Genomic DNA, 13323 nt, shown 5'->3' with positions numbered 1-13323 from the left:
CGATCTGTCCTCTTGACAAAGTATTTTCATGCAATTAACCAGGACTTACGCAAAATATCTCTCAAATCCTCATTTCTCCGTGACCTCTGTGCCTGGAGTGGTTCGTTATTCCATGAATCTTGCGTAAGTCCTATTAACATGAAATTATCAAATAATTTCTTAAAATTATGATGTTTAGCCTAAGCAATATTCACCCCCTATCAGAATTTCAGCGAGGAACAAAAAGGAAACATAAGGCATACCGGATTGAGATTTCACCTAGTGCTATTGCTGATATTGAGAGTATTTTCCTGTGGATAAAAGAGGATTAAACAATGTATGTCTAATTATCAAGAATTGTTAGAACAAGCTAAAAATCTGACTCCTGAAGAACAGCTTAAATTAGTCGAAAATTTATCTATCTTAATTCGTCAACAATTGAAAATGACATCAAAACCAAAACGTAGTATTTTAGAATTGCGTGGTTTAGGTAAGGAAATTTGGGGAAATATTGACGCTCAGGAATATGTCAATCAGGAGCGTGATTCATGGAATAGTTAAATAAATTACACAGAGATTACTAGGTTAGTTTTCGCTATCGCATTTATTTATGATTTTGTACCTTCCAATAATTTGTTAGACCTTAGTTTTGGTTGTAGTGTAACAACTTTATGTCCGCTTGAATTTTGCTTTTTTTGTAAGTCCAAAAATATGGCACGCAAATCATAGTTAAAGGACTTAGCGTAGGCTTCTCGAACGTGATGAATTTCTTCTACAATTTCATCTTCCCACATAATTTATCGCTCCATTAATTCGTAAGGTGTACAAATAGTTGGCATTTCATACCCAAAGTCTAAACTGACTTGAGCCAATTTTTTCTGAATTTGTGCGTTAGCAATATGTTTACAATTCCATGTTAACAGATAATCGATACCATGAATTGTAGCTAGTGCAATATGTATTGCATCTGTGGCAGCTTTAGAAGGTAGGTTACTTTTATTAATAAATTGTTCTGCAAGATTTATAACAGTTTCGTTTATTGATAAAAGTTCAAAGTTTTCTAGCAATTCTAGACGTTTATTAGCTATTTCTAAATCTCCTGCGGCAACTTCATCTAAAATAGCTTGAGAAATGTAAAGATTAAAATCATGACGGCGATTTTCCCACCAGTCTCTCGTCGTTTCCATGTTGGCTGCAATAATTAAATTTTTGGTGAATCTGGCTGTTAAATAGCCAATAACACTGGTTTCTATGTAGACGGTTTCACTCATTATATTATGTGCTATTGATGGATTTATTGTAACCAACCTAAATCTTTCTCTATCAAAAAGCAATAACTAAGGTAAAAAGATCGCACCTCTCACACTCCCAAAAAGCGATCGCACTTCCCACATCCCCAAAAGCGATCGCATCCCCACATCCCAAACAGCGATCGCACATCCTCCACATCCCCCAAAACAGCGATTCCTACGGAGCGCTTCGCTATCGCATCACCCCCACATCTCCAAACAGCGATCGCACAGTTACTTGCTATTGTTAGAGTCGGTTTCTTTTGTATCCTCTGGTGTTTCTGCTGGTAGTTCTGATAAATTATCATTTGTTTTTTCGTTCATGATTGTTGTTTCTCTCTCTAAATCTTTTTCTTCTTGTCTCTGTGGAGATATTTTTTTATCTTCTTCTGAGGTATCTAAAGATGATTCTCCTTTTGGTTCTGGAGATATTTTTTCTCTGTCTGATGAATTAATTTCGCTGCTATTACCTAAGATTTTTTTATTATCTTTTGCTGAATTATCATCTATTGGTTTCTCGATGGTTAAACTTGATTCTTGTTTCTCATTGCTAGTTCTATGTCTTTTTCTTGACATAGAATCACTAAAATTTAAAAAACTACTACCTGCATTTGCTATATTTGCAGACATAGATGAATGTAATTCTTCTATTTTACCATTTTCTGCTTCAATTAATAAGTCTATAAACTTACTAATCAATTTATTACGTGGTGTATGCTTTAAATAATCTTCTAGGTAAGATTTGTATAAATCTATTAGTTCAGAATCATTTTTTAATGTGTAACCATCTCTCATCCACTTATCCAAATCTGATAATAGTTGATATTTTTTACTGTCTTTTTTCTTAAGTTTTAACAAGTTTTGGCGATATGGCTGATCATCTAACTTAGTTTTTTTATTCCCAGCAGAATTTTTACTTGTCTGAGAACTAACCAAATAAGAAAAAAGGCTAGAATCTATTTCTTCTTCTTGCAGAAGCTCTAATGCTTGATTAATTTCACTTTCAGGAAACTCATTAATAATTGCAATCATTATAGCTATTTTCATAGCACTTGAAAATTTTTTGTCTTTCATTGTAATCCTAGTAATCCTATAACTTCTAAAAATTCTTCACCGACTTGATAAAGTTGTTCCTCGACTTGAGTTTGTACACGATCTACCATAAAAATTGGTTTGGCATCTTTTGAACTAGATGGATAGAAATCAGAATGATAAAATTCATTCTTAAATACATAATATCCATAGTTTATAGCAAAACTAATAACATCTTTGGAAACTTCTTTTTGGCTAGTGGAGCTATTTTTTTTGTTACCAGTAAAAATAATTCCACTAATTTTAGCGTTATTATCATAATCTTCATAATGTTCCATAAGAGATTTACGTAAGAGTGGTAAACCTATCTTAGCTAAAAATTCTGGTTTAACGGGTATAATCAGGTGATCACTAGCAAAATATGCTGCCGTAGTAAGAATTGAATCTGTGGGAGCGCAATCAATTATTATGAGGTCGTATTTATCATCTAATTGGTCTAAAAACTTCTTCAATCTTTCAGCTTTACTTGTTGGATTTTTTAGAGTTTTATTAAGTTCTAACGTACATGGGATCAAATCTATCAAACCACGATCCTCCCATTCATCATTGTGGATTTTGATAACATCTTCTGGTTGGAACTTCCGTTCTGGTGTAAATCGCTCAAATATATCAACAATTGTTTTCTGATTATCGTTATCCAAAATATAATTTTGATACTTTATTTCCCCCAGGAAATACTGACTTAGGTTAGATTGTGGATCTAAATCAACAGCTAATACTCTTAAGTTAGCTTTGCAAGCACAATACCAAGCAAGATTAAAGGTTAGTGTCGTTTTACCCACTCCACCCTTCATATTAATCATAGAAACTACTGTTGCCATACGAGATGATTACCCCTTTAATACTCAAAGTCTAATTTAACACATTTACAATATTACCAAATCATCCCCAAATTCAAAACAAACCCCTTTAAAACATCTTCCCCCGAAACCGTAACAGGAGAATCCAAAACCTCAACCTCCTTACCAGGTCTATAAATTTCCACCTGACGAGATTTACGATTAATTAATATACCCAAATGCACACCATTATCTATATATTCTCTCATCTTTTCCTGTGTAGTCTTCAAACTATCACTAGGAGAAAGTAACTCAATTACAAAATCAGGACAAATAGGAGGAAACTTTTGTTTTTCCTCATCAGTTAAAGCATTCCATCTTTCTAACTTAATCCAAGAAGCATCAGGAGAACGATCTGCACCATTAGGTAACTTAAAACCAGTAGAAGAATCAAAAGCTATCCCAGTACCATCAGCATCAGTCCAATTCATTACTTGTTGAGTAATTCTCGCATTTTTATTTCCCGTTTCTCCTCCCGTTGGTGGCATAATTATTAATTCCCCATTTGCATTTCTTTCAAATCTCAAGTCGCGGTTGTTTTGACATAGCTCAAAAAACTGCTCATCAGTCATTTCTATTACTGATTTAAAATTGACAGTTAAAGCATTCATAGTCCTATCCTCATAAAAAGTTAAGGCAATATTTTTAACTATTTCATCTCCCATTATATACCATTAATCTGATTTTTAGGTATTGGTATATTATATTTAATAAATCTTAAATATTGCTAATTATTAAAGCTAATTATTAAACCAAGTTCATGACTTTATTATATTCTTCCTGATAAGTTTGCAAAGCATCCCAAACATCAACCTTTTGCTGAAGATTTAACCACAATCTCGGTCTATTACCCAACGCTTTACCCAGACGAATGGCAATATCTACAGTAATTGATTTTTCACCATTAATAATTTCTTGAATTGTTTGATGAGATACTCCTAAAACTTCGGCAAAATCGTGATAATTAATTTCTAAATCATCTAAAATATCTGATATTACTTCACCTGGATGTATTGGTCTTGCTAATCTCTCATCAGTAATATTTTGCCAATTATTCATAATTAATATTCCTTAAATAATTAACCCACAGCATATTCTGTAAACTTCCTCATAAAAGGAGACTGAAAACCTAACACAATATCCTCTTTACTCACTCCCGCAGCTACTAAATTAGCAGCAATATCATCCTCAGTACCATTCCAGCCAAATTTTACCACCTTTAATATCAATATGAATGATACAACTATGTACCCAACTTTGACCTTCCCAACCAACATGAACTATTTGATAATGATCACGTTCTGTATCAAAAATCGTCTCAACTTCTATATTGCCGTAAGCTGGTTGTGCTTCACCATATTCTTTTAATATTTCTTGAACTATTTGACGGTATTGAGTTAATTTATCCATTGAAAAATCACCTCTTTCTCTACATCATAAATTACCATTTTTACACTATTTTCTAAAATCATCTCTTTGGGAAAGTCAAGTTGAAAAAATGTTTTGTAAGTTGTTAAAGGTACTGCTAAATATAAAACACGCTCCGGTTCTAATCTTTTCAATGCACCTCGATAGTTAATAAATTGTCCTAATGCTGTGTGAAATTCAGAAATAGCAGACGACCTTTATAAAAAACTTTTGACTTCAAAACTTAGAAAAAATATTGAATCTATGCTTTAACTGATTTTTCAGCAGCATTAATTAAAATTTCATCCATCCAAGCATTGATACTTTTTCCAGCTTTTTTAGCTGCAATAAAAATTTTTCTGTGATGTTCTGGAGTAGTTCTAAATGGCAATTTTCCAGAAAAAGGTTTATCCGGTTCTTCTCCTAATTCTTCACAAAAAGCTAAATAACCATCTATAGAAGTCTGAAATTCTTGACGTGCTTCTTCTACCGTTTTCGCTTTAAAAGTAATTACATCATTAATATCAAGAACACGACCAAAAAGTATTCCTGCTTCTACATCTACTTCAATTGATGCTGTGTATCCTTTGTAAGTCAACATAATTTTAATAATCCTCACTCAGTTTTTTGTGGTTGATTTTATTACAAAATATTTATGGTTCAATTCCTGCTTTTATCAAAAATTCTCTCACTGCTTTTACTGCTCCTTTATCGGTTTCTTTTTCTGGATGTGGTTCATGAAAATAACCTCTAACATCATTTAATTTAACTCTAACTCTTGAACCGCTACCTTGACTAATATCAGCACCTAAAGCTGTAAATAAATTTTCTATATCTTGCTAAATAATATTTGCTGGTACAGGATTTGTAAAAATTAATTCTAAAATCTTTTGCTGTTTATTATTGAGATTCATCCTTTTTTACTTTTAACAGAAGCTAATATATAAGATATCACATTATGATATCATGTCAATAGATATTCTGAATAAAATGTGATTGTATCTCTTAAAACAGCGATTCCTACGCGCTTCGCTATCGCACTCCCACATCCCAAAACAGCGATCACTGTCAAAATATAGGAATAATATTTGATTTTTGATAGCTTGCGTGGCGTAGCCATACAAGACTCAGTAGGTATCAATTCTGTCTTTCTTCCTGTGTTCCCTGACCACACAAGTAAATTCACAGAATCAAACCCGATTCCTATATAAAATTATGATATAATTTAGTGGTACTTTTAAGAAAAAAAATGTATGTCTAATTATCAAGAATTGTTACAGCAAGCTAAAAATTTAACTGCTGAAGAACAACTTAAATTAGTAGCTGAATTAATATCAGTGGTTCGTAATCGCGTTATAGATAAATCAAAAAAGCGTAGTATCCTAGATTTAGAAGGTTTAGGTAAGGAAATTTGGCAAGGTATTGATGCTCAAGAATATGTTAATCAGGAACGTGGAAAATGCAATGGATAGAACAATTACAGGGAGAAACTGTGGCTTTAGATACTGCACCACTGATTTACTTTATTGAGCAAAATCCTGAATATATAGAAAGGGTAAGGCTGTTTTTCAGAGCATTAAATAATCGTGAATTTAAGGTAATTACATCTGTTGTAACTTTACTGGAAGTATTAGTTTATCCTTTGCGACGTGGGGATATAATATTATCTCAACAGTATCGTGATATCCTCTTTGAGGATGAGGAAATTTTAAAGGTTATAGAACTTTCTCCAGATATAGCGGAAATAGCAGCACAATTAAGAGCAGTATATAATTTGCATTCTTTAGATGCTATTCAAATGGCCACTGCTATTTATGGGGGTGCGTCTTTTTTCTTAACAAATGATATTCGTTTACCTTCTTTACCAGGGTTAACGGTTTTGGTTTTAAATAACTTAATAAGTTGATTATTTTTGAATATAGCGAACTGACAAGTCATTGCTTGCGCGATCGCACGTTCCAAATCCACTAACAGCTATTCCTGCGGAGCGCAACGCTTACGCCTAAATTCATCACCAGAATAAAAAATGATAAGATACTAATAAAATTTTATTCATATTAGAAACTTATGAATGTGAGTTTTCCGATACCAAAAGAACTTGAGTCTTATCTTGAAGTTCAGCTTCAATCTGGCAATTATGCTACTGCGGCGGATTATTTTTTGATGTTATTGCAGCAAGATCAACGGCGTAAGGATGCTCAAGCAAAATTAGCTAGTTTGTTGCAAGAAGGTTTGGACTCAGAAGCTGAACCTGTAACTCCTGAATATTGGCAGGATTTGCGCCGATCAATCTTTGGTAAGGCGCAGTAGTGAGTATGGCTTTTCAGGTAATTAATTATTCGTAATCGTGCTACTCAGGATATTAGACAACAAGCAAATTATATTTTGGTGAATGGTAATCGGGAATCAGGGGAGAAGTTTTTGGAGTTTGTTGAGTATGCTTTTGCTCAATTGGCGATAACTCCCAATATGGGTAAGGTTGTGTCGTCTTTGTCTGATATGGGAACAATTCGTCAGTGGCGGATTAAGAATTTTAAGGACTATTTGATTTTTTATAAGGTTCAAGAGGAACGGGTGGAGGTTCTACGGGTTTTGCATGGAGCGAGAGATTTAGAGGATCTCTTGCCATTCTTAGATGAGGAAGTTTAATTTTTTAATCGCACTCCCCACATCCCCAAAAAGCGATCGCACTCCCCAAATTCCCTAAAAGCGATCGCACCTCTCACACTCCCAAAAAGCGATCGCACTTCCCACATCCCCAAAAGCGATATCCCAAGTAATTATACAGTCACTCTCTGTTGTGTTAGTGAAAGATTTGATTCAGTAAGTTTTTCTTGACTCATCTCCTCTCTTGTAGCACTTTCGCTATTACAAAATTGATCAAATAATTCAAAAAAGTTATTTAGTGCATCTCTTTCATCCGCAGAATAAAAAAGAATAATACTATCCCATCCATGCGAAGAACTAATTTTAAATCTTGTCTGTACCCATTCTTGAAATTGATTAAATTCTAGCTCTTGTTGAGTTGGTGGTAAACCTAAATCTGACCTAGATCCCATATATCCATCTAAAAAAGCTCTTAGTCGAGTAATTGAACATTGACCTAGAAACATTCCTGGTCTTTGTTTAATTCTTTGGAGCATTTCATAGAAATATTCATCGGGAATTAGAGTAATACTATGATGATTGTTTTCCATAATCTTTAACACCTAAAAAGTTTCTTCTGTGATTTGGAACTGCTGCCCGTTATACAGTTTATTATAAAACAGTAAGTTAGCTAACCATTGATTTTTGATGATTCCATCAGGGTGATGATTATCAAATATCATTTCTACTCCATCTATTATAATCATAATCCCTTGATGACGACCATTAATAGAGATTGCATCCCCAGAAACACTTTCATCATAGATATAACTATCGCGTCCTATTCCTGAACCTGTATAAATTTTTAGCCGCTTTCCCGAAATTCTCTGTGATACCAAGTAATCTTGGATAGCTTGAGCGCATTCAACACATTCCAGATTCTTATATTTGGCAATAATTTCTTTAACTTTGTAGATTTGCTCAATACTAATTGGAATCAAGTTTTCTCCTAAAGAGTCAAAGATAAGTGGTTATTTTATCACTAAAGCGATCGCTGCGGAGCATTTCGCTACACCCACAAAAAGCAAACTACTTGCAGCAGCGCAACGCTTACGCACTCCCACACCCCAAAACAGCGATCGCTTTGATAAACTTCCAAAAATGGCAACGTCTTAAAATCCAAAAGCTAAAGTATCCAACATATATTTACTTTTTTCACGTCCAACCTCTAGATAAATTTCTAGCAGTTCCTCATAAGCAGTTGCTCCCCCCACAATATTCCAAAACTCATTTCCGATAACAACAGCTTCATCAAAAGGTAAATAACTTTTTGCGTGCGTCCATTTATAATCAACTTTAGTTGCACCATAAGGATTATAAGGCATTGCATAATAAGCTTGTGCTTTAGGACGGTTAACCCCGTGCAGTAAATGAAACCTCAACAAACGTTGTAAAACTTCTAAACATTGTCCTTTGTTGGGTTTGGGAGCTTTGATTTCAAAGAAAAATTCTGTCCCATCTTTTGCAAGAATATAAAGATCAACAGGAGCTATTTTTAGCTCTAAATCATTACTACCACGAGCATTCATCACTGCTGTTATCATCTGCTGAAAAGATGGTTTTTCTTTTTCCTGCTTTGCGGCAGATTCGTAATTTTGTTTTTGAAGTTCAGCTTCTGCAAAAGCTGCAATACTTACCTGATTTTTAATATCGTAACCACGACGGACATCTTGATGATGTTCGAGAGCAATTAAACGAGCGCATTCTTCAAAAGAATTACCTAATTTTGTACTTAAACCTCTTTCAAATTGATTAATACGTATTAGTTCTGGAGGAATAAGTGCTGCTTGAAATGGTTTTAATTCTCCATTAGATGATGATCTTGATAAATACTCTTCTGCACTGGTGGGCTTTAAAATTTTACGCCCTTTATACTCATCTATAAGACCCTTGATAAAACCTTCTAGATAACCTTTAATTTATGCACGAGTTTTTGAACTAATAGCTGTCATATTCAAAATTAAACCGATAGAATGATTGTTAACAATGCCTTTGCTAAATGGTAAATAACAGGAATAGAAACTGCATTACCAAATTGATGTTTGGCTGTATTTTCATTATCCGCTATTTTGAAACTTTTAGGAAATCCTTGTAATCTTGCGTAATTTTCTGCGGTTAAAGGTTTAAATCGCTTTGGTTGATAAATTTTTTTGATAAATGTTTGCTTATATGCTTCAGGTTCTTCACATTCTATAGATATAGTAGCCACATAATCTCTTGTTCCAGTTGCGGTTAAAGTTCCAATCGCATCAGCATGAGGTAAAAATATTTTAGAAATACCATTAATACCTGAAGAAATTTTAGAATTTACAAATTCATAACCTTTACCTTCTACAAGACGAAGAATTTCTTTGTCTACTAAGCTGTTAATTTCTGCAATCTGTAAATTAGAAGTTAAAGATTCTAATACTTCAAATTTTAAAGGATTACCATCTTTTTCACCATAAATTTTCTTTCTTCTATTTTTCAAAATAGTTTGACATATTAGCTTTTCTCTATAATTTGTTTCTATTAATTCCCAAGAATGAATTGTAGTATGTCCATCTCTAATATCAGCAAAAGTAAAGAAATCGTTTAATTCATCTATTTTTTGGAATCTGCCTCTAGAAGCTGGAATTTTGCCATCATTAAATAAAACTTCTGGAGGAAATTTCTTTTTAGTAAAATTACTTCTTTCAATTCCAGGAATTATATCATAAAGTTTTAAGCGTTTATTTAATGGTTTAGGAAAAGTAAACCCCCAACAATTTGCAATATCATTTCTAATACCAACAATAAATATTCTGTCTCTATCTTGAGGTAAACCAAAATCATAGGAATTTAGCACCTGATATTTAACTATATAGCCAAATGATGTTAAATTACTAAGTATATATTCTAAACTTTGTCTGTTTCTTGGCTCGGTTAAACCCTTGACATTCTCAAATATAAATGATTTAGGTTTATTAACTTCTACAACTCTAAAAACATCAAGCCATAGTTTACCTCTGGGGTCATCTAAACCTTGCATTTTACCTGCTATAGACCAAGGTTGACAAGGCACACCACCAACTATTAAATCTATTTCAAAAGGTAATTTGTTTAAATTTGTAATATCTCCCAAATATGGTTCATCTGCATTATGATCACTAATAAAATTATTTTTATAAACCTTAATAGCTTCTTTATCTATTTCTGAATACCCTAAACAAATTCCTCCTAATTCTTCTAAAGGAATTCTAAATCCACCTATTCCAGCAAATAAATCTACAAATGTAAACTTTCTTGTACAACTTATAATTTTAGTCGGTTGGAATAATTGAAATAATTCTAATTGTTGAGCATAAGTGCTGCTTTTCATAGGGGTTATCAGTGAAGTTATAGATAGATTCTTACATTCTATACTGTCACCAGTAAAGCGATCGCACATCCACACATCCCCAAAACCGATCGCACTTCCCCACATTCCTCAAAACAGCGATCGCACCCCCAACATCCCCAAAATAGCGATTCCTACGGAGCGCTTCGCTATCGCACTCCCACATCCCAAAACAGCGATTCCTACGGAGCGCTTCGCTATCGCACTCCCACATCCTCAATAAGCGATCACCCTTCCACAACCATAACAGCGATCGCACTCCCACATCCCAAAACAGCGATTCCTACGGAGCGCTTCGCTATCGCACATCCCCACATCCACAAAACAGCGATCGCACTCCTCACATCCTCAAAAAGCGATCGCACTCCCACACCCCAAACAGCGATCGCACTCCCAACCCCAAAATAGCGATCGCATCCCACACATCCCCAAAAGCGATCGCACTCCCAACATCCTCAAACAGCGATCGCACTCCCAAAATCCCCAACAAGCGATCGCACCCTCACATCCACAACAGCGATCGCATCCCACGTAGCTTCATTAACAAACTTGTTATCATTTTGCGTAATTATACTGTTTGTAAAGATGCACATAATTTTTTAATATAAAGCCAATATCATCTCATCCGCATTAATTAATAAACCATGAATTCAAATAGTTTTAACCAGGAACAAGATAAACTTTCCGTTTGGAGAGAGGATGATTGTATCATTATACAAAAGCTAAACCATCCAAAATGTGTAAGCCAGTTTATTCGAGCTTTATTTAGCATACATGAAAATGGTTATAAAAATATATCAGTTGTTTTTCAAGATGTTAAAGGTGTTTTTCCTAATTCTGCTGTACCCATAGCTGCTATAATTCAGCATTACAGAAATCTCGATATTAATATAAATTTATATGATCAACCTACTATACTTACAAAAGTAAATTTTAATGCTCCATTACCTGCAACTGCCAATATCTTAACAAATGAAATAGATCCTTTATCAAAAATATGGAAATTTCAAGATGATGTAATGGAACATCAACTAGCATCAGCATTGATAAAAGCTATTAGAGAAAGAATACAATGTAACCCTGGGGTTTTAGAGGCTTTTAAATGGTGTTTAGATGAAGTAATGGGAAATGTTTTTGATCATTCTCAAGCCTGTGAAGGTTTTGCTATGGTTCAAGTGCATCCTGAATCTAAACGATTAGCCGTGTGTATTGCTGATACTGGTATTGGAATTTATGGTTCTCTTTCCCAATCTGTTCATAAACCAAAATCACCTGTTGATGCTATAACTATGGCTATTAAAGAAGGTATAACTAGAGACAAGACAACCAATCAGGGTAATGGACTCTGGGGTTTATTAGAAATCATTAAAGATAATAGTGGAAGTCTAAGTATTACATCTGGTTCTGCTTCATTATTGATACGCAATAATGAATCTAAATCATTTTCTAACATTCCTTTCATAGATAAAAATCATCAGGGTACAATTATTGATTTCCAAATTGATGTGAGTCAGGATATTGATATAAAAGCTGCTCTTGGTGGCTACCAACCTGTAAATTTATTTCTGGAAAATTTAGAAAATGATACAGGTGAACATTGTATTTTAATTAAGGATCATACATCTGGATCTGGGACAAGAATTGCCGGAGAAAAAATTCGTACATCCGTGATTAACATAATTAATATGGGTGCTTCACGAATTGTTCTAGATTTCTCAGAAATGGGACTTATTTCTTCCAGCTTTGCTGACGAATTTATTGGTAAACTTGTTGTTATATATGGCTTTTATGGATTTCAAAGTATTTTTAGAATAAAAAATATGAATGAAGTATCTCAAGCTATTCTACATAGATCAGTAGCTCAAAGAATGATGAATAGTATTGAAAAAAAATAACTAAAATAAATAATTATTATCAATTTTAATTTAATGTAGAGACGTTCCATGGAACGTCTCTACATCATGGATATCGCATCTTTATAAAATTTGATATCACATCCATAAACCTGATGAATTATTCTTGTCATAATCCCATTTTAGAGGATTATTAATAATATATTCCCTAATATGATCCACAGATCCATCAGCACGAATAATTTTATCAAAAAATCGTTGTTGCCAAGCAAAATTAGGATAACCATTCATATTGCACCAACGGGTAACAGCAGCTTTATATGACCTAATAATTACACTCAATGAACCTGCTTTTGGGGACATTTTCGATAAATTCCTGTAAACATCTGTTTCATCAAAATCATCATCCGATGTTGTAGAATTATCATTCCCATCCGATTTTGTAGAGACGTTCCATGGAACGTCTCTACATTGGGTAACGTCTTTACTTGGGGAAATTTCTTTAGATTCAGGATTATCAATGACAATAATTCCGTGTACATGATTTGGCATAATCACATAAGCATCTATATATGTATTTTTAGAATGTTGAGGAATTTCAGCCCAAAATTTTTGTGCTATTTGACCAATTGTTGATAAATGAACTTGACCATTTACAACATCACCAAATAACCATTCACGTTCATAAGTGCATATCGTCACAAAATACCAACCGTTTTGTGAATAATCACGATTTGGTAATCTGGTTGATTCAACTCTATATTTATTTTTGAATAATGTCATGGTGTTATTTATATATGTGAAAAATTACGATTAATAAAAATGTGGGTTATGTAATATGAATAAATGACCCACAATAT

Annotated in this window: 22 protein-coding genes and 2 pseudogenes; 6 read left to right on the top strand and 18 right to left on the bottom strand. The window is 33.6% G+C overall.

All coding sequences use genetic code 11. From position 1 onward, the window contains the following. Positions 1 to 318: 318 nt before the first annotated feature. A complete protein-coding gene (locus H6G25_RS16685; protein ID WP_190393451.1) occupies positions 319 to 540 on the top strand; it encodes a hypothetical protein in 222 nt (73 codons plus the stop codon). A gap of 47 nt (positions 541 to 587) precedes the next feature. Here the strand turns inward: H6G25_RS16685 and H6G25_RS16680 are convergent, their stop codons facing one another. The 10 genes and pseudogenes from H6G25_RS16680 to H6G25_RS16635 all read right to left on the bottom strand — a co-directional run bounded on the left by H6G25_RS16680 (position 588) and on the right by H6G25_RS16635 (position 5520). Further along, positions 588 to 773: a hypothetical protein gene (locus H6G25_RS16680; RefSeq protein ID WP_015078638.1), complete on the bottom strand. Its 186-nt coding sequence runs from the start codon at positions 771 to 773 to the stop codon at positions 588 to 590. Between the two features lie 3 nt (positions 774 to 776). Next, positions 777 to 1250, bottom strand: coding sequence for a type II toxin-antitoxin system VapC family toxin (locus H6G25_RS16675; protein WP_190393450.1), 474 nt, complete (start codon positions 1248 to 1250; stop codon positions 777 to 779). Between the two features lie 252 nt (positions 1251 to 1502). After that, positions 1503 to 2342 carry a hypothetical protein gene (locus H6G25_RS16670; RefSeq protein WP_190393449.1) on the bottom strand — a complete coding sequence of 280 codons (840 nt, stop codon included), beginning with the start codon at positions 2340 to 2342 and terminating at the stop codon, positions 1503 to 1505. After that, entirely contained in the window at positions 2339 to 3181 is an 843-nt protein-coding gene (locus tag H6G25_RS16665) for a ParA family protein (protein ID WP_190393448.1), read from the bottom strand. The genes H6G25_RS16670 and H6G25_RS16665 overlap by 4 nt, the downstream gene beginning before the upstream one ends. A 53-nt stretch (positions 3182 to 3234) precedes the next feature. Then, entirely contained in the window at positions 3235 to 3864 is a 630-nt protein-coding gene (locus H6G25_RS16660) for a Uma2 family endonuclease (RefSeq protein ID WP_190393447.1), read from the bottom strand. Positions 3865 to 3946: 82 nt separating this feature from the next. Next, positions 3947 to 4258: a HigA family addiction module antitoxin gene (locus H6G25_RS16655; RefSeq protein ID WP_190393446.1), complete on the bottom strand. Its 312-nt coding sequence runs from the start codon at positions 4256 to 4258 to the stop codon at positions 3947 to 3949. 20 nt (positions 4259 to 4278) lie between these two features. Continuing rightward, a pseudogene (locus H6G25_RS16650) lies at positions 4279 to 4609 on the bottom strand (XisI protein). Beyond that, the gene (locus tag H6G25_RS21325) at positions 4597 to 4761 is read right to left on the bottom strand and encodes an element excision factor XisH family protein (protein WP_242035000.1); all 165 of its coding nucleotides are present in this window, start codon (positions 4759 to 4761) and stop codon (positions 4597 to 4599) included. Before H6G25_RS21325 ends, H6G25_RS16650 begins: the two are co-directional and overlap by 13 nt. Positions 4762 to 4868: 107 nt before the next feature. Next, entirely contained in the window at positions 4869 to 5207 is a 339-nt protein-coding gene (locus H6G25_RS16640; RefSeq protein ID WP_190370542.1) for a type II toxin-antitoxin system HicB family antitoxin, read from the bottom strand. 52 nt (positions 5208 to 5259) lie between these two features. Next, a pseudogene (locus tag H6G25_RS16635) lies at positions 5260 to 5520 on the bottom strand (type II toxin-antitoxin system HicA family toxin). A 339-nt stretch (positions 5521 to 5859) separates the two neighbouring features. On the opposite strand from H6G25_RS16635, the gene H6G25_RS16630 reads away from it, so the two are divergent. The 4 genes from H6G25_RS16630 (at position 5860) to H6G25_RS16615 (ending at position 7255) form a co-directional block, all read left to right on the top strand. Beyond that, the gene (locus H6G25_RS16630; protein WP_015078641.1) at positions 5860 to 6078 is read left to right on the top strand and encodes a hypothetical protein; all 219 of its coding nucleotides are present in this window, start codon (positions 5860 to 5862) and stop codon (positions 6076 to 6078) included. After that, a complete protein-coding gene (locus H6G25_RS16625) occupies positions 6066 to 6512 on the top strand; it encodes a PIN domain-containing protein (protein ID WP_190393445.1) in 447 nt (148 codons plus the stop codon). Before H6G25_RS16630 ends, H6G25_RS16625 begins: the two co-directional genes overlap by 13 nt. Before the next feature lie 161 nt (positions 6513 to 6673). Further along, positions 6674 to 6916 carry a transcriptional regulator gene (locus tag H6G25_RS16620; protein WP_028083810.1) on the top strand — a complete coding sequence of 81 codons (243 nt, stop codon included), beginning with the start codon at positions 6674 to 6676 and terminating at the stop codon, positions 6914 to 6916. A 24-nt stretch (positions 6917 to 6940) separates the two neighbouring features. Further along, positions 6941 to 7255, top strand: a complete 315-nt coding sequence (locus tag H6G25_RS16615; RefSeq protein ID WP_190393480.1) for a type II toxin-antitoxin system RelE/ParE family toxin — start codon at positions 6941 to 6943, stop codon at positions 7253 to 7255. A 131-nt stretch (positions 7256 to 7386) separates the two neighbouring features. Here the strand turns inward: H6G25_RS16615 and H6G25_RS16610 are convergent, their stop codons facing one another. The 7 genes from H6G25_RS16610 to H6G25_RS16580 form a co-directional block, all read right to left on the bottom strand. Then, positions 7387 to 7803, bottom strand: a complete 417-nt coding sequence (locus H6G25_RS16610; protein ID WP_190393444.1) for a hypothetical protein — start codon at positions 7801 to 7803, stop codon at positions 7387 to 7389. Positions 7804 to 7815: 12 nt separating this feature from the next. Next, complete coding sequence (locus H6G25_RS16605; protein WP_190393443.1) at positions 7816 to 8193, bottom strand: papain fold toxin domain-containing protein; 378 nt, start codon at positions 8191 to 8193, stop codon at positions 7816 to 7818. 171 nt (positions 8194 to 8364) lie between these two features. Beyond that, positions 8365 to 9111, bottom strand: a complete 747-nt coding sequence (locus H6G25_RS16600) for a TdeIII family type II restriction endonuclease (RefSeq protein WP_190393479.1) — start codon at positions 9109 to 9111, stop codon at positions 8365 to 8367. Positions 9112 to 9212: 101 nt separating this feature from the next. Then, positions 9213 to 10592 carry a DNA cytosine methyltransferase gene (locus tag H6G25_RS16595; protein ID WP_190393442.1) on the bottom strand — a complete coding sequence of 460 codons (1380 nt, stop codon included), beginning with the start codon at positions 10590 to 10592 and terminating at the stop codon, positions 9213 to 9215. Between the two features lie 46 nt (positions 10593 to 10638). Continuing rightward, positions 10639 to 10776, bottom strand: a complete 138-nt coding sequence (locus tag H6G25_RS16590) for a hypothetical protein (RefSeq protein WP_190393441.1) — start codon at positions 10774 to 10776, stop codon at positions 10639 to 10641. Positions 10777 to 10837: 61 nt separating this feature from the next. Beyond that, entirely contained in the window at positions 10838 to 11032 is a 195-nt protein-coding gene (locus H6G25_RS16585; RefSeq protein WP_190393440.1) for a hypothetical protein, read from the bottom strand. A gap of 33 nt (positions 11033 to 11065) precedes the next feature. Next, positions 11066 to 11203, bottom strand: a complete 138-nt coding sequence (locus H6G25_RS16580) for a hypothetical protein (RefSeq protein ID WP_190393439.1) — start codon at positions 11201 to 11203, stop codon at positions 11066 to 11068. A 51-nt stretch (positions 11204 to 11254) separates the two neighbouring features. On the opposite strand from H6G25_RS16580, the gene H6G25_RS16575 reads away from it, so the two are divergent. Next, on the top strand, positions 11255 to 12505 hold the full coding sequence (locus tag H6G25_RS16575) for an STAS-like domain-containing protein (protein ID WP_190393438.1): 1251 nt from the start codon (positions 11255 to 11257) through the stop codon (positions 12503 to 12505). A 96-nt stretch (positions 12506 to 12601) separates the two neighbouring features. Here the strand turns inward: H6G25_RS16575 and H6G25_RS16570 are convergent, their stop codons facing one another. After that, positions 12602 to 13246 (bottom strand): transposase, encoded by a 645-nt coding sequence (locus tag H6G25_RS16570; RefSeq protein WP_190393437.1) that lies wholly within the window; start codon positions 13244 to 13246, stop codon positions 12602 to 12604. Positions 13247 to 13323 lie beyond the last annotated feature (77 nt).

This window comes from Dolichospermum sp. FACHB-1091 (assembly GCF_014697585.1).
Taxonomy (GTDB): Bacteria; Cyanobacteriota; Cyanobacteriia; order Cyanobacteriales; family Nostocaceae; genus Dolichospermum.
This window is presented reverse-complemented; position numbering and strand designations above follow the sequence as displayed.